This is a genomic window from Pseudomonas sp. Sample_23 (assembly GCF_004307595.1).
Lineage (GTDB): Bacteria > Pseudomonadota > Gammaproteobacteria > Pseudomonadales > Pseudomonadaceae > Aquipseudomonas > Aquipseudomonas atacamensis.
On record NZ_RCNX01000085.1, the window covers coordinates 13,050 to 28,040 of the forward strand.

General features: G+C 61.6%; 14 protein-coding genes. 5 read left to right on the top strand and 9 right to left on the bottom strand.

Annotated elements, in window-relative coordinates; genetic code table 11:
- Positions 1–116 precede the first annotated feature (116 nt).
- The 3 genes from zapE to D8U82_RS22745 all read right to left on the bottom strand — a co-directional run bounded on the left by zapE (position 117) and on the right by D8U82_RS22745 (position 2,603).
- Positions 117–1,247 carry a cell division protein ZapE gene (gene zapE / locus D8U82_RS22735; protein WP_130903002.1) on the bottom strand — a complete coding sequence of 377 codons (1,131 nt, stop codon included), beginning with the start codon at positions 1,245–1,247 and terminating at the stop codon, positions 117–119.
- Positions 1,248–1,344: 97 nt separating this feature from the next.
- Positions 1,345–2,100 carry an anti-sigma factor gene (locus D8U82_RS22740; RefSeq protein ID WP_130903003.1) on the bottom strand — a complete coding sequence of 252 codons (756 nt, stop codon included), beginning with the start codon at positions 2,098–2,100 and terminating at the stop codon, positions 1,345–1,347.
- A complete protein-coding gene (locus tag D8U82_RS22745) occupies positions 2,097–2,603 on the bottom strand; it encodes a sigma-70 family RNA polymerase sigma factor (protein ID WP_130903004.1) in 507 nt (168 codons plus the stop codon). The genes D8U82_RS22740 and D8U82_RS22745 overlap by 4 nt, the downstream gene beginning before the upstream one ends.
- A 156-nt stretch (positions 2,604–2,759) precedes the next feature.
- Here D8U82_RS22745 and D8U82_RS22750 point away from each other — a divergent pair, with 156 nt between their 5' ends.
- Together D8U82_RS22750 and D8U82_RS22755 are read left to right on the top strand one after the other, a co-directional pair.
- Complete coding sequence (locus tag D8U82_RS22750) at positions 2,760–3,866, top strand: catalase family peroxidase (RefSeq protein WP_122698443.1); 1,107 nt, start codon at positions 2,760–2,762, stop codon at positions 3,864–3,866.
- Positions 3,863–4,408, top strand: coding sequence for a cytochrome b (locus D8U82_RS22755; protein WP_024013443.1), 546 nt, complete (start codon positions 3,863–3,865; stop codon positions 4,406–4,408). Before D8U82_RS22750 ends, D8U82_RS22755 begins: the two co-directional genes overlap by 4 nt.
- Positions 4,409–4,468: 60 nt before the next feature.
- On the opposite strand, the gene D8U82_RS22760 is transcribed toward D8U82_RS22755, so the two are convergent.
- Positions 4,469–5,620 (bottom strand): M14-type cytosolic carboxypeptidase, encoded by a 1,152-nt coding sequence (locus D8U82_RS22760; RefSeq protein WP_130903005.1) that lies wholly within the window; start codon positions 5,618–5,620, stop codon positions 4,469–4,471.
- A 95-nt stretch (positions 5,621–5,715) separates the two neighbouring features.
- Here D8U82_RS22760 and D8U82_RS22765 point away from each other — a divergent pair, with 95 nt between their 5' ends.
- A complete protein-coding gene (locus tag D8U82_RS22765) occupies positions 5,716–5,934 on the top strand; it encodes a hypothetical protein (RefSeq protein WP_130903006.1) in 219 nt (72 codons plus the stop codon).
- Between the two features lie 104 nt (positions 5,935–6,038).
- On the opposite strand, the gene D8U82_RS22770 is transcribed toward D8U82_RS22765, so the two are convergent.
- Entirely contained in the window at positions 6,039–6,437 is a 399-nt protein-coding gene (locus D8U82_RS22770; RefSeq protein WP_125927407.1) for a DUF3077 domain-containing protein, read from the bottom strand.
- 130 nt (positions 6,438–6,567) lie between these two features.
- On the opposite strand from D8U82_RS22770, the gene D8U82_RS22775 reads away from it, so the two are divergent.
- Positions 6,568–7,227 (top strand): S24 family peptidase, encoded by a 660-nt coding sequence (locus D8U82_RS22775; protein ID WP_038861876.1) that lies wholly within the window; start codon positions 6,568–6,570, stop codon positions 7,225–7,227.
- Positions 7,228–7,269: 42 nt separating this feature from the next.
- Here D8U82_RS22775 and D8U82_RS22780 read toward each other — a convergent pair whose 3' ends face one another.
- From D8U82_RS22780 to D8U82_RS22795, 4 genes are all read right to left on the bottom strand, one after another.
- A complete protein-coding gene (locus D8U82_RS22780; protein ID WP_130903007.1) occupies positions 7,270–9,219 on the bottom strand; it encodes an acetyl/propionyl/methylcrotonyl-CoA carboxylase subunit alpha in 1,950 nt (649 codons plus the stop codon).
- The gene (locus D8U82_RS22785) at positions 9,219–10,031 is read right to left on the bottom strand and encodes a gamma-carboxygeranoyl-CoA hydratase (RefSeq protein ID WP_130903008.1); all 813 of its coding nucleotides are present in this window, start codon (positions 10,029–10,031) and stop codon (positions 9,219–9,221) included. Before D8U82_RS22785 ends, D8U82_RS22780 begins: the two co-directional genes overlap by 1 nt.
- A 120-nt stretch (positions 10,032–10,151) precedes the next feature.
- The gene (locus D8U82_RS22790) at positions 10,152–11,759 is read right to left on the bottom strand and encodes a carboxyl transferase domain-containing protein (RefSeq protein ID WP_130903009.1); all 1,608 of its coding nucleotides are present in this window, start codon (positions 11,757–11,759) and stop codon (positions 10,152–10,154) included.
- A 12-nt stretch (positions 11,760–11,771) separates the two neighbouring features.
- Positions 11,772–12,935 carry an isovaleryl-CoA dehydrogenase gene (locus D8U82_RS22795; protein WP_130903010.1) on the bottom strand — a complete coding sequence of 388 codons (1,164 nt, stop codon included), beginning with the start codon at positions 12,933–12,935 and terminating at the stop codon, positions 11,772–11,774.
- A 300-nt stretch (positions 12,936–13,235) separates the two neighbouring features.
- Here D8U82_RS22795 and D8U82_RS22805 point away from each other — a divergent pair, with 300 nt between their 5' ends.
- Positions 13,236–14,933: an AMP-binding protein gene (locus tag D8U82_RS22805; protein ID WP_130903011.1), complete on the top strand. Its 1,698-nt coding sequence runs from the start codon at positions 13,236–13,238 to the stop codon at positions 14,931–14,933.
- Positions 14,934–14,991 lie beyond the last annotated feature (58 nt).

Below are 14,991 nucleotides of genomic sequence, written 5' to 3' on the forward strand. Positions count from 1 at the left end.
GGAATGGGCGACATGATAGCGGTAAAGCGGATGCTGAACGGATTTTGAGTTGTCCCGGGACCTTGTGGGAGCGAGCAGGCTCGCTCTCACGGGGCTCGCTCTCACAGGGTAGGGAGTCAGTTGGGAGCGTGGATTTCCTGCAACTGCCCCAACCGGCTGCGCGTGCGCGCCAGGTCAATGGCCTGACCTTCCAGGCTCTGGCCCAGCGGTAACTGGCCGAGCAGGGTCAGGTGTTTGTCCTGATCGTAGAGCACGTCGATCAGATTGATGAAGCGCTGCTGCACGGCGATCGGACATTCGCCGAGCTGCGGCAGGTCATCGATGATCCACTGGTCGAAACGCTGGCACAGTTGCAGATAATCCATCACTGCCGTTGGCTGTTCACACAGATCGTTGAAGGTGAACGCGACTCGCCGGCCTTGGCAAAAACGGGCCTGAAGCTGGCGCTTGCCAACTTCGAGGGCAAGGGCCGGCGCGTCGGCTGGTGGCAGGTCCAGTGTCTGACGTTGAGCTGCCGTCGCCGGCCATACGTAATGTCCTTGGGTAAACACTTGATGCGTGTGTTGGCGGTTGAGTGCGCGGTAGTCGTGGGCGCCGCCGACTTCCATCACTTGCATGCGCGTGTTGATCAGCTCGATCACCGGTTTGAAGCGCGCGTGATACAGTGGATTGGGCAGTAGGCCCTCGGGTGCATAGTTGGAGGTCACCAGGAGCATGATCTGCCGTTTGAACAGGGCCTTGAACAGCCGCGTGATCAGCATCGCATCGCCGATGTCATGCACGTGAAATTCGTCGAAACACAGCACCTGGCAATCTTCCAGCAACTCATCCAGGGTGATTTCCAGCGCGTCTTCCTCCTGGCGGTGACGGAACATGCCGTCGTGCAACCGAGCGAAGAATTGATGGAAATGCAGGCGGCGTTTGCGCGTGATCGGCAGCGCCTGGAAGAAACCGTCGAGCAACCAGCTCTTACCGCGCCCGACGGCGCCGTACAGGTACAGACTCGGCGGGGTGTGGCCGCTGTCGCCGAGCAGCACGCTGGCTTGCTGCGCCATGCAGTCGATGACTTGCTGCTGACTGCGGCTGAGGGTGTAGCCCTGGCTTTTGGCCTTGTCACGGAAATAATCGCGGATGGTCGCGGCATGAGCATCGAGCCCGGCGCTGGCGGGCAGGCCTTTGCCGAACAGGCGGCGCAGCAACGGCCAGCGTTGGCTCAGTCGTGATCGTTTCGGCGTTCGGGCGGGCACGCGGGACAGGCTCCTGGTTTCTCAGACCGGCTCCACAGCGAGCGCGGTGGCCCCAGTGTAACCAGAGCCCGGGCGTCGGCTCCATGAAATATCACCATCAGAACGGTGGCGATTGCTTGAGCAACTCTGCCGCCGGCGAGTCGGTCGGGCTGACCACCGCATAGTTGTAGCCCGGCCCTGACCAGTAATCGGCCTGCAGATCGCCATCGCTGCGCGAGCCACGCGGCAGCAGGGTGTTTTTCGGCCCCGGTGGACGCAGGTAAAAGCTCACTTTGTGACCGCTGCCATCCTCATACATCACCATCGCCGCCGCGCCTTCATCGGTGCTGAGCAAGCGCCCGCTGACCGGCTCGAATCCGGCAGCTTTCAAGTCCGGCAAGCGCCCGGCACCGCTGAAGTAGCGGTCGAGCCAACGCTGCATGTCGCCGTCGCTGGCGACCTTGTAATCGGCGGGCAGTACGCCTTGCTGGGCGATCAGGCGATAGGCTTGCAACGCGTCAGTCATCGGCAATTGCGCAGGGCGCGCCAGGGTCATTTCCCGCGCCTGCCAGCCACTGAAACCGCCAATGCTCACGGCAATCAGCAGCACCGCCGCGCTGGCCAGGTGCCGACGGGACTGCTGGCGGCGGCGCTGGCGAATCATCATCGGGTCGAGCGCCGGATTGGCCGGTTGCTGCAAGGCGCCACTCAGCGCTGCGCGCAACTGCTGGGCGTCGCGTTGCCAGGCGCGCACCTGCGCCGCTTCTTCAGGGTGGCTGGCCAGCCAGGTCTCGAGCACGCGCCGGTCGGCGACGCTGAGCTGGTGGTCGACGTAGGCGTGCAAATCACGTTCGCTGGGAGGCAGGCTGATCATTTGAGTATCCGTATGGAAGGGCTGCTGATTTCGCCGTCGCTGAGTTGGCGCAAGGCCTGGCGGGCGCGGGACAGGCGCGACATCACGGTGCCGATCGGGGCGCCGAGGATCTCGGCGACCTCTTTATAGGACAGGCCTTCCACCGAGACCATCAGCAGCAAAGCGCGCTGTTCGGTGGGCAGGCGTTCGAAGGCTTGCAGGGTCGACTGAGCAATCACCGTGCGTTCCACCGACGGCTCGGCATCGTCGCGACCGGTGAAAAATTCCAGCATCCGCGCATAGCGCCGCGAACGGCGGTGCGCATCGAGAAATTGCCGATAGAGGATCGCAAACAGCCAGGCGCGCAAGTCGCCCTCAGCGCGTTTCTCGCCCCAGGCCGACAGCGCCCGCTCGAGGCTGGCCTGGACCAGATCGTCAGCGCTGCTGCTGTTGCGCGTCAACGACACGGCGAAGCGGCGCAATCTGGGAATGATTTCTCTCAACTGTTCGTCGAATTCGCTCATGAATGTCTGCTGGTCGCTACGCTGTGGACTAGGAAGACGCCCGTCAGCGCAGGTTATTCCCCGTGCGCAAAAATAAATACCGCGCCGTGGAATAAACCCGGACGGGATGCGTCTTGCTGACTCTTTCCACTTGTGGCCGATGGCCTGGAGATATTCATGGTTGATCGCTCGTCCCCCAACGCTGCACCGCCCGGCAGGCCGCCGCGCCAGCCACTGAGCGCCGCGAGCCTGATTTTTCGCCTGGGCGGCATTGCCGTGATTGTCGCCGCCGTGGCCGGGGCGTTTGCCTACGTGCATGGCAACCTTGACCCACAACGATTGACGCCAAAAGCGTTGGTCGATGTGCTGGAAAAGAACAACGGCGTGCATCCCGGCTTTCGTCGCAATCACGCCAAGGGCGTGTGCGTGATCGGCCATTTCGAAAGCAGCGGCGAGGCGCGCGCGTTCTCCACGGCACAGGTGTTCAACCTGCCGCAGACACCGGTGGTGGGGCGTTTTGCCTTGCCGGCGGGCAATCCCTATGCGCCGGACAGCGCCGTACCGATCCGCAGTCTGGCGCTGCGCTTCACCCAGGCGAACGGTCAGCAATGGCGCACCGGCATGAACAGCATGCCGGTGTTTCCGGTGGGCACGCCTGAAGCGTTCTACCAATTGCAGCAGGCGCAGTCGCCGGATCCAGCCACTGGCAAGCCCGACCCGACGAAGGTGCCGGCGTTCTTCGCTGCACACCCGGAAGCCGTGCCGTTCTTGACGTGGGTAAAGACCGCCAAGCCTTCGGCCAGCTACGCGACCGAAACCTATAACAGCATCAATGCGTTCTATCTGGTCGATGGCAACGGTAAAAAGCAGGCCGTGCGCTGGAGCATGACCCCGTTGGCGCAGGACGCGGCAGGTGCCACGGCCCCTGAAGGCGCGGACTTTCTCGAGAAGGACCTGGTGCAACGCCTGGCCGCCGCACCCTTGCGCTTCCAGTTGAACATCACCCTGGCCAATGCCGACGACCCGGTCAACGATGCCAGCAAGACATGGCCCGCAAATCGCAAAGTGCTGAACGCCGGGACTTTGGTGCTGGAGAAAACCCAGCCGCAGCTCAGCGGTGAATGCCGCGACATCAACTACGACCCGCTGGTGCTGCCGGCCGGGATTCAAGGCTCGGAAGATCCACTGCTGGCCGCGCGTTCTGCCGGCTATGCCGATTCCTACCTGCGTCGCACCAGCGAAGTCAGCCAGTTGCCCGCCGCCAAACAGGAGGCTCGTCCATGAGCAAGCAACCGACGCATTTCGTTTTGCTGGCGCGCCTGCTGCACTGGCTGATGGCGCTGATGATCATCGCCATGCTGTTTATCGGCGCGGGCATGGTCACTTCGGTGTCGTCTCGCCATGAATGGCTGATTCATTTGCACAAGCCGCTGGGCATCGCGATTCTGGCGCTGGTGATCGTGCGCCTGCTGGTGCGCTTCACCACCCGCCAACCGCCGCTGCCGGATGATCTGCCAGGCTGGCAGGTGCTGGCAGCCAAGGCTTCCCACGTCTTGTTGTATGCGTTGATGCTGGTGTTGCCGTTGCTCGGCTGGGCGATGATCAGTGCCTCGGGCGAGCCGGTGATGCTGACTGCGTCGCTGCATCTGCCGTCGATTGTGCCGGCTGACGCGCAACTGTTTGCGGTGCTGCGCAAGTCCCATGGCTATCTGGCGTATCTGCTGTTTCTGACGGTGCTGCTGCACCTGGCGGCGGCGCTGTTTCATGGCTGGGTGCGTCGTGACGAAGTGCTCGACAGCATGTTGCGCGGGCGTGATCGCGGCTGACGGGTTTAAAGCAAAAGATCGCAGGCCGGCTGCGATCTTTTGTCGTTACAGAGGAGGGGATCAGCGCAGGGTGTCGACCATGTCGGCGAGGGTGGTCAGCACATCCTTGCCCAATTGCTTCGAACGTTTGCCCGACCAGCCGGTGATCTTGTCCGGGTGGTCGTCGTGGTCCTTGAACGGCATCTCCAGGGTCAGCGACAGGCAGTCGAATTTCTGCCCGACGCTGTTGCAGGCCAGGGTCATGTTGGCCTGTCCCGGTTCGTCGCGGGTGTAGCCGTAGGTGGTCTGGAAGTCTTTGGTGGTGTGCTTCAGATGGCTGCGGAAATGCTCTTCAAGCTTTTCGATGCGCGGTGTAAAGCCAGGATTACCTTCACAGCCGGCGGTAAAGACGTGGGGGATTTCCTCGTCGCCGTGCACGTCGATAAACGCATCGACGCCATATTTTTCCATCTGCTGCTGGACGAAAAGCACTTCCGGACTGATGTCCTGGCTGGCGTTCTGCCAGGCCCGGTTCAAGTCCTGACCCATGGCATTGGTGCGCAGGTGGCCGTGGAAGGCGCCGTCCGGGTTCATGTTCGGCACCAGATACAGATCGGCGCTGGCCAGCAGTTTGTTCAATACCGGATCGTCCTGGCGCTCCAGACGCTCAATCACACCTTCCATGAACCATTCAGCCATGTGCTCGCCCGGATGCTGCTGGGCAATGATCCAGATCTTGCGCTGGCCTTCGGCACCGGTGCCTTTGCGCAGCAGCTGAATGTCCCGGCCCTCGACACTTTTGCCGGTCGCCAGCAATTCGGTGCCAGCCTTGCTCAGCGCCTGTTCGATCAACCAGTCGTGGCGGCCGCGGCTGTAGGGCTCGAAGTAGGCGAACCAGGCGTGGGTCTGTTCGGCTTCGAGGCAGAAGCGCAGGCTGTCGCCTTCGAAGCTGGTGGGGATGCGGAACCAGTTGACGTGGTCGAAGGAAGCGACTGCCTGATAGCCGGTCCAGGCCTTGTTATAGGAAGACTGGCTGGCGTTGACCAGACGAAACCAGTGTTCCTGATGCACATGCAGACCGCTGGCCTTGAAATGGAACCACTGAAAATGAGCGCTGCGGGTGTCCGGGCGGATGGCCAGAACCGGATTGAGCGGGTTGCTGATGTCGATGACTTGGATATTGCCGCTGTCGAAATTGGCGCTGATGTCGAACGAAGATTTGGCCACGGTCATAATCGCTTCCAGAGCAGGATTTTTATGACCGGTACTTTACACGCAGGCAGGGCTGAAACCGAGGGGAATTGCGGGTGGAGCGGGGGGCGTCTTCCGTGACGCGCCAGCAGCTTAGAGGCTATGCGATTGATTCTCAAGTGCTGATTGCCATTAGTTTTGCCCAATGTGGCCGGGCTCGGGTTGCCAATCAATATTCTTTTGATATTATCCGCGCCATCGAATTTGCAGCACCCAAAGACTTCATTAGCCTGAAGACACAAGCCCGAAAAACGGGCAAAAAAAGACCCGGCAAAAAGCCGGGTCAAAAACCGTGATTAGCCTGATGAGGAGATAGTCCAGAAGACCGACCTAAGGTCTCTGGTCCATCGACTGATCTCGCGACCAGCTGCTTGCAATAATAATCATTATCATTTGCAAGTCAAATGTTTTTATCTGCGCGATGGGAAAATTCTTTCCTGCCCGCCCGTACCTTGTCCGCCGTGACTTCGTCGTTGTCGATCGAATGGTCGACCATCGCCCGCGCCATATCCACCATGTGCACCACCGAAAAGGCCAGATCGCGATTGGTGCCTTGAAGGTTTTCTGCGGCCTTGAACGCGGTGGCGGCTGCACATCGCAACAGATCCGAGGCATGCACTAGCGCTTCCTCGCCGCTGAGATGGCCTTTGACATTGAAAAAACGTTCGTCCGTCTCGGGTTCTGAAACAGCCGGTTTCAAGTAGTAGTCCAGCGCGCGCTGTGCGGCGGCATTGCCTTGAGGGGAGGTGAAGCTGGTGTCGATTTGCAGATCGGGCAGGTCTTTGCTGCTGATGTTCATCATGAAACGTCACTCCATGTTCGATTGAAAGTCCGTTTCCTTAGGATAGTACTGCCTGTATTTGTGACGAGAATTTAAATACTACAATATGTGTTTTGCCGGTCGAAGACGTCCGCGTAAGGTGCGGCACATGGATAAATGGATTGAGTTGGTCAAGGCCAAGATGAGTGAACTCAAAGTCACTCAAACAGAGCTCGGAGAGCGCGTCGGCATGTCCCAGGGCGGGATCGGTCATTGGCTGAACAAGCGTCGCGAACCCGGTGTTACCGAAATGAACCGCGTGCTCAAGGCGCTGGGAATGGACTTCCTGGAAGTCGTTCTGGTGATTCGCGAGCCGCAGCCGACGCCGGAAGACGAAATGCCGCTGGCGCAGAAGTACAACCCGTACTTCCGTTATCCGGTCTGCGATTGGCGTGCACCGTGCGAAGTGCGTGACACTGCGGCGAGCTATCCCGGAGCATCAGCGAAGCAGCGCTTCGAACTGACGGATTACCACGCTCGTGGCGGTGCCGCGTTCTGGCTGACGGTGACGGGGGATTCGATGACCGCGCCGAGCGGCCAGAGCATTGCCGAGGGCATGCTGATTCTGGTTGACCCAGAGTTGGAGGCAGTGCCTGGCAAACTGGTGATCGCCCAGTGGCCGGACAGCGAAGAAGCGATTTTCCGCAAACTCGACGAACAGGCCGGCCAGCGCTACCTGGTGCCGCTCAACCCGACCTGGCCGAAAACCCTGCTCACCGATGAATGCCGGATCATCGGCGTGGTGGTTCAGGCAACGGCGCGTTACTGAGCGGATCGATCCTCGCTCAAGGCGAGGGTCGATCCTTTTATTTCATCCCTCTTCCAGTTCAACCAAAGCGCTGCCTTCGCTGACCATATCGCCTTCCTGGCAATACAGCGCTTTGATCACACCGGCGTGCGGCGCGCGGATGCTGTGTTCCATCTTCATGGCTTCCAGTACCACCAGTTGCGCCCCGGCCTCAACCGACTGTCCCGTTTCGACCAGCACGCGCACGATACTGCCGTTCATTGGCGCGGTCAGACCGCCCTGATGGCTGTGGCTGGCTTCGACGGCACTGATCGGATCGAACGCTTCGATGCGCCGCAACTCGCCGTCCCATTCCAGATACAACGCGCCGCCCTGACGAATCGCCCGCAATGTGCGGCGCACGCCCTCATGCTCGATGGTCAGCGCCTCGCCCTGCAGTTTTGCATGGGCCGCGATTCTCAAGGTCAACGCGCGATCCTGTCCCTCGCAGCTCAAATGCAAGATGATTTCCGCCGGCAAGCCTGCGCGCAAACCACTGCTGCAAGACCAGGGGGAGGCGGGATCATCCGCCCGCGCACGCTTCGGCAAACTCTGCGCAAATGCCTGCGCCGCCGCTTGCCAGAACTCATCGCTCAACATGCCCGGCGCTGGCAGCAATTGCTCCTGATAGCGCGGAATAAACCCGGTATCCAGCTCTGCCGCCGCAAACGCCGGATGCGCGATGATCCGGCGCAGGAAATTGATGTTGGTCTTCAGCCCGCCAATCGCAAACTCGTCGAGCATGCTCAACAAACGCAAGCGCGCCTGTTCGCGATCTTCACCCCAGGCAATCAGTTTGCCGAGCATCGGATCGTAGAACGGCGAGATCTCGTCACCTTCCTCAACGCCGCTGTCTACCCGCCGCCCCGGTCCCTGTGCCGATTCGCGGTACAAGTCCAGACGCCCGGTGGCCGGCAGGAAATCATTCGCCGGATCTTCGGCATACAAGCGCACTTCGATCGCGTGACCATTGAGTGGCACCTGCGCTTGGGTGATCGGCAGCGCTTCCCCACGGGCGACGCGAATCTGCCAGGCGACCAGATCCAGCCCGGTGATTGCTTCGGTCACAGGGTGCTCGACTTGCAGCCGCGTGTTCATCTCCATGAAGAAAAACTCGCCGCGCGCATCCAGCAAAAACTCCACGGTGCCGGCGCCGACATAACCGATCGCCTGCGCCGAACGCACAGCCGCTTCGCCCATTGCCCGGCGCAACTCGGGCGTCAGACCCGGCGCCGGGGCTTCTTCGACGACTTTCTGGTGCCGACGCTGGATCGAGCAGTCGCGCTCGTTGAGGTACAGGCAGTTGCCGTGCTGATCGGCGAACACCTGAATCTCCACATGACGTGGCTTGAGCAGATACTTTTCCACCAGCATCCGCGAATCGCCAAACGACGATTGTGCTTCGCGCTGCGCCGAGGCGAGGGCTTCAGCGAGTTGGCTGACATCCTCGACGACTTTCATGCCTTTGCCGCCACCCCCCGCAGTGGCCTTGAGCAGCACCGGATAACCGATGCGTTCGCAGGCTTCGCGGAAGGTATCGAGGTCCTGCGCTTCGCCGTGATAGCCCGGCACCAGTGGCACGCCGGCCTTTTCCATCAGCGCCTTGGCGGCGGATTTGCTGCCCATCGCATCGATGGCCGCGGCGGGCGGGCCGAGGAAGATCAGCCCGGCGGCTTCGATGGCGCGGGCGAATCCAGCGTTTTCCGAGAGAAAGCCGTAGCCGGGATGAATCGCCTGGGCACCGCTGGCCTTGGCGGCGGCGATCAATTTATCGATTTGCAGATAACTCTCGGCAGCCTTGCTGCCGCCCAGATCCACGCGGATATCGGCCTCACGGCTGTGCCGCGCATCGCGGTCGGTGGCGCTGTGCACGGCGACGGTGGTCAGGCCCAGAGCCTTGGCGGTGCGCATCACGCGGCAGGCGATTTCGCCGCGGTTGGCCACCAGCAGGGTGGTAATCACAGGTGCGCTCATCAACGCGACTCCTTGGTGGATGCGGCTTGCCAGTTCGGTGGGCGTTTTTGCAGGAAGGCACGCAAGCCTTCCTGGCCTTCAGGGCTGACGCGAATCCGCGCGATGGCATTTTCGGTGTAGCGGCGCAGGGCCGGGGTCAGCGCGCCGTTGCCGACTTCGCGCAGCAAGTCCTTGCTGGCGCGCATGGCGGCGGGGCTGTTGAGCAACAGGTTGTCGATCCACTGTTCGACCTGTTGCCCCAGTTCCGCCGCAGGATAGCTTTCTGCGAGCAAGCCGATTTCCCGCGCCCGCTGCCCGCTGAAGCGCTCGGCAGTCAGCGCATAACGCCGTGCCGCACGCTCGCCGATCGCCTGCACCACGAACGGGCTGATCACGGCCGGTGCCAGGCCGATGCGTACTTCCGACAGGCAGAACTGCGCGTCATCGGCGCCAATCGCCATGTCACAGCAACTGATCAAGCCCAGCGCGCCACCAAACGCCGCGCCCTGAACCACAGCCAGCGTGGGGATTTTCAGCTTGGCGAGGTTGTACATCAGCTCGGCCAGCTCGCGGGCGTCGTCGAGGTTGGTGTGGTAGTCGAGTTCCGCTGATTGCTGCATCCACGCCAGGTCAGCGCCGGCACTGAAGTGCTTGCCGCGCCCGCGCAGCAGCAGGAAGCGCAGGCTCGAATCGCTGGCGACCTTGTCGAGGGCGAGGATCAGTTCGCGGATCATCTCGGCGTTGAACGCGTTGTTTTTCTCGGCGCGGTTGAGCCACAGCGTCGCGAAACCGCGTGGATCGTTTTGCAGTTCGAGGGTATTGAAGTCGCTCATATTCATCCGTCTCCACGGTTCTTGTGGGAGCGAGCCTGCTCGCGAAAGCGGGGTATCAGTCGATCTATCCGCTGCCTGACAGAGCGCATTCGCGAGCAGGCTCGCTCCCACAAAAAAACATCACATCCGGAACACGCCGAAGCGGCTCGGTTCGATTGGCGCGTTCAGCGACGCGGACAAGGCCAGGGCCAGTACGTCGCGGGTCTGCGCCGGGTCGATGACGCCGTCGTCCCACAGCCGCGCGCTGGAGTAGTAGGGGTGACCCTGTTCTTCGTACTGATCGAGAATCGGCTGCTTGATCTCGGTCTCCTGCTCGGCGCTGAACGCCTGACCGCTGCGTTCGGCTTGTTCGCGTTTGACCTGCACCAGAACGCCTGCGGCCTGTTCGGCGCCCATCACGCCGATCCGCGCGTTCGGCCACATCCACAAGAAACGCGGATCGTAAGCGCGCCCGCACATGCCGTAGTTGCCGGCACCGAAACTGCCGCCGATGATCACGGTGAATTTCGGCACCTTGGCGCAGGCCACCGCGGTCACCAGTTTCGCGCCGTGCTTGGCGATGCCGCCGGCTTCGTACTTCTGGCCGACCATGAAACCGGTGATGTTCTGCAGAAACAGCAGCGGGATGCCGCGCTGGCAGGCCAGTTCGATGAAGTGCGCGCCTTTCTGCGCGGCTTCGGCGAAGAGGATGCCGTTGTTCGCCAGAATCGCGATCGGGTAGCCGTGCAAGTGCGCGAAACCGCAGACCAGCGTGGTGCCGAACAGCGCTTTGAATTCATCGAACACCGAACCGTCGACCAGCCGCGCGATCACTTCGCGCACATCGAATGGCTGCTTGGCGTCGGCCGGAACCACGCCGTACAGCTCGTCGCTGGGGTACAGCGGCGCAATCGGCGTGCGCTGCTGCACCTCGCCGAGCTTGCGCCAGTTGAGGTTGGCGACGCTGCGGCGGGCGAGGGCGAGGGCGTGTTCGTCGTTCTCGGCGTAATGGTCGGCCACACCAGAAGTCTTGCAGTGCACATCGGCGCCGCCGAGGTCTTCGGCGCTGACCACTACGCCGGTCGCGGCTTTTACCAGCGGCGGGCCGGCGAGGAAAATCGTCGCCTGGTTGCGCACCATGATCGCTTCGTCTGCCATCGCCGGCACATACGCGCCGCCAGCGGTGCACGAACCCATGACCACGGCGATCTGCGGGATGCCCATGGCGCTCATGTTGGCCTGGTTGAAAAAGATCCGCCCGAAGTGCTCGCGATCCGGAAACACTTCGTCCTGACGCGGCAGGTTGGCGCCACCGGAATCCACCAGATAAATGCACGGCAGGCGATTCTGCTGGGCGATGGTCTGCGCACGCAGGTGCTTCTTCACGGTGAGCGGGTAATACGAGCCACCTTTCACCGTCGCATCGTTGGCGACGATCATGCACTCGACGCCTTCAACGCGACCAATCCCGGCGATCACCCCGGCAGCCGGCACGTCTTCGCCGTAAACCGCATGGGCGGCAAGTTGGCTGATTTCGAGAAACGGCGAGCCGGGGTCGAGCAAGCGATTGATGCGCTCGCGCGGCAGCAATTTACCGCGCGAGGTGTGGCGTTCCTGAGCTTTGACGCCGCCACCCTGCGCCACTTGGGCGAGCAGGGTGTGCAGCGCGTCGACCTGTTTGAGCATCGCCGCGCTGTTGGCGGCGAATTCCGCTGAACGCGGGTTGAGCTGAGTGTGCAAAGTTGCCATGGTCAGCTCCGTTTAGCGGGTTTCGTTGAACAGTTCGCGGCCGATCAGCATGCGGCGGATCTCGCTGGTGCCGGCGCCGATTTCGTAGAGCTTGGCGTCGCGCAGCAGGCGGCCGGCGGGGAATTCGTTGATGTAGCCGTTGCCGCCGAGAATCTGGATCGCGTCGAGGGCCATTTGCGTGGCGCGTTCGGCGGTGTAGAGGATCACCCCGGCCGCGTCCTTGCGCGTGGTTTCGCCGCGCTCGCAGGCCTGGGCCACCGCGTACAGATAAGCGCGGCTGGCGTTGAGCTGGGTATACATGTCGGCGACTTTGCCCTGGATCAGCTGAAATTCGCCGATGCTCTGGCCGAACTGCTTGCGGTCGTGGATGTACGGCACGATCAGGTCCATGCACGACTGCATGATCCCGGTCGGGCCGCCGGAGAGCACCACGCGTTCGTAATCGAGGCCGCTCATCAACACTTTCACGCCACCGTTGAGCACGCCGAGAATGTTCTCCTCGGGTACTTCGACATCGTCGAAAAACAGCTCGCAGGTGTTGGAGCCACGCATGCCGAGCTTGTCGAACTTGTTGCTGCGGCTGAAGCCTTTCCAGTCCCGCTCGACGATGAACGCGGTGATGCCGTGGGGGCCTTTTTCCAGATCGGTCTTGGCGTAGATCACGTAGGTATTGGCGTCCGGACCGTTGGTGATCCAGGTTTTGCTGCCGTTGAGGACGAAGCGGTCACCGCGTTTGTCGGCGCGCAGTTTCATCGAGACCACGTCGGAGCCGGCATTCGGCTCACTCATCGCCAGGGCGCCAACGTGCTCGCCGCTGATCAGCTTCGGCAGGTATTTGGTTTTCTGTTCGTGATTGCCGTTGCGGTTGATCTGGTTGACGCAAAGGTTGGAGTGCGCGCCGTAGGACAGCGCCACCGAAGCGGAGCCACGGCTGATTTCTTCCATCGCCACCACATGCGCCAGATAACCCAGACCCGCGCCGCCGTACTCTTCCGGCACGGTGATGCCGAGCAGGCCCATGTCACCGAATTTGCGCCACATGTCGGCGGGGAACAGGTTGTCGTGGTCGATCTGCGCAGCGCGCGGGGCGATCTGATCGGCGACGAAGGACTGCACCTGATCGCGCAGCATGTCGATGGTTTCACCGAGGGCGAAGTTCAGGGATGGATAGCTCATGCGGCACCTTTTGGCTTTTTTATCGGGTGGAGCGCACGACGAATCGGCGCTCAGCTTTACGTTAACGTAAAGCTTCATGCGTTCGGCTGTCAATCGGCTTTACGTAAGCGTCAACTTGGGCGAGAGTAAGGGCAGTTCAGGATCAGATATCGGTTTGTTTCTGGTGGGAGCGAGCCTGCTCGCGAAAGCGCTGTATCAGTCGCCCCCAAGGCTGAATGACGCAGCGTATTCGCGCGCAGGCTCGCTCCCACAGGGATTCAAAATCGGGAAAACCCACTAATAAAGACAATAGGGGTCGTCATGGATCAACCCAGTGCAAACCCGCAGCGCAGCTACAGCCGTGGCTCTCAGGACCAAGCCCTGCTGGCGATGACCATTGGTCAGCGCTTCGATCAGACTGTCGCGCAACACCCGGACGGCGAGGCGTTGGTGGTGCGCCATCAACGGCTGCGGTATTCGTGGCGGCAACTGGCCGACGCGGTGGATGAGCAGGCCAGGGCCTTGCTCGCACTGGGCTTGCAGACCGGCGATCGCCTCGGCATCTGGGCGCCGAATTGCGCGCAGTGGTGCATTACCCAGTTCGCCACGGCGAAGATCGGCGTGATCCTGGTCAACATCAATCCGGCCTATCGCAGCTCCGAACTCGAGTACGTGCTCAAGCAATCCGGCTGCCAGTGGCTGGTCTGTGCCGGAGCGTTCAAGACCTCGAATTACCACGCAATGCTCCAGAGCCTGGCGCCAGAATTGGCCGAGCACGCCATCGGTCAGCTGCGCAGCGAACGCCTGCCGGAGCTGCGCGGCGTGATCAGCCTCGATGCCAATCCGCCGCCCGGTTTTCTGCCGTGGTCACAACTGAGCGAACTGGCCGCCAGCGTCTCGCCCGATCAATTGCGCGAACGCAGCGCCAGTCTGCATTTCGATCAACCAGTGAACATCCAGTACACCTCCGGCACTACCGGTTTCCCCAAGGGCGCGACCCTCAGTCACTACAACATTCTCAACAACGGCTACATGGTCGGCGAAAGCCTCGGCCTGACGACTGCCGATCGTCTGGTGATTCCGGTGCCGCTGTATCACTGCTTCGGCATGGTCATGGGCAACCTCGGTTGCGTCACCCATGGCAGCACGATGATTTACCCCAACGACGCTTTCGATCCGGCGCTGACCCTGCAAGCGGTGGCCGAGGAAAAAGCCACGGCGCTGTACGGTGTGCCGACCATGTTCATCGCCATGCTCGATCAGCCGCAGCGGCAGACCTTCGACCTGTCGAGCCTGCGCACCGGGATCATGGCCGGCGCCACTTGTCCGATCGAGGTCATGCGCCGGGTGATCAACGAGATGCACATGAGCGAAGTGCAGATCGCCTACGGCATGACCGAAACCAGTCCGGTGTCGTTGCAGACCGGGCCGGCGGATGAGCTGGAATTGCGCGTCACCACGGTCGGGCGCACCCAGCCGCAACTGGAAAGCAAGATCATCGACACCGCCGGCAACCTCGTGCCGCGCGGCACCATTGGCGAATTGTGCACGCGCGGTTACAGCGTGATGCTCGGTTACTGGAACAACCCGCAGGCCACCGCCGAAGCCATCGATGAGGCCGGCTGGATGCACACCGGCGACCTGGCGAGCATGAACGAGGAGGGTTACGTCAACATCGCCGGGCGTAACAAGGACATGATCATTCGTGGCGGCGAGAATGTTTATCCCCGTGAGCTGGAGGAGTTTTTCTTCACCCATCCGGCGGTGGCCGACGTGCAGGTGATCGGTATTCCGTGCTCGCGCTACGGTGAGGAAATCGTCGCCTGGATCAAATTCCACCCCGGCCACAGCGCCTCGGAGCTGGAGCTGCAAACCTGGTGCAAGGAACGCATCGCCCATTTCAAGACGCCGCGTTACTTCAAATTCGTCGACGCGTTTCCGATGACGGTGACGGGGAAGATCCAGAAATTCAGGATGCGCGAGATCAGTATCGAGGAGCTGAAAATAACCGAGCGGTAACCTAAACCCTGTGGGAGCTGGCTTGCCAGCGATGGCGTCAGGTCAGCCAGCATCAATG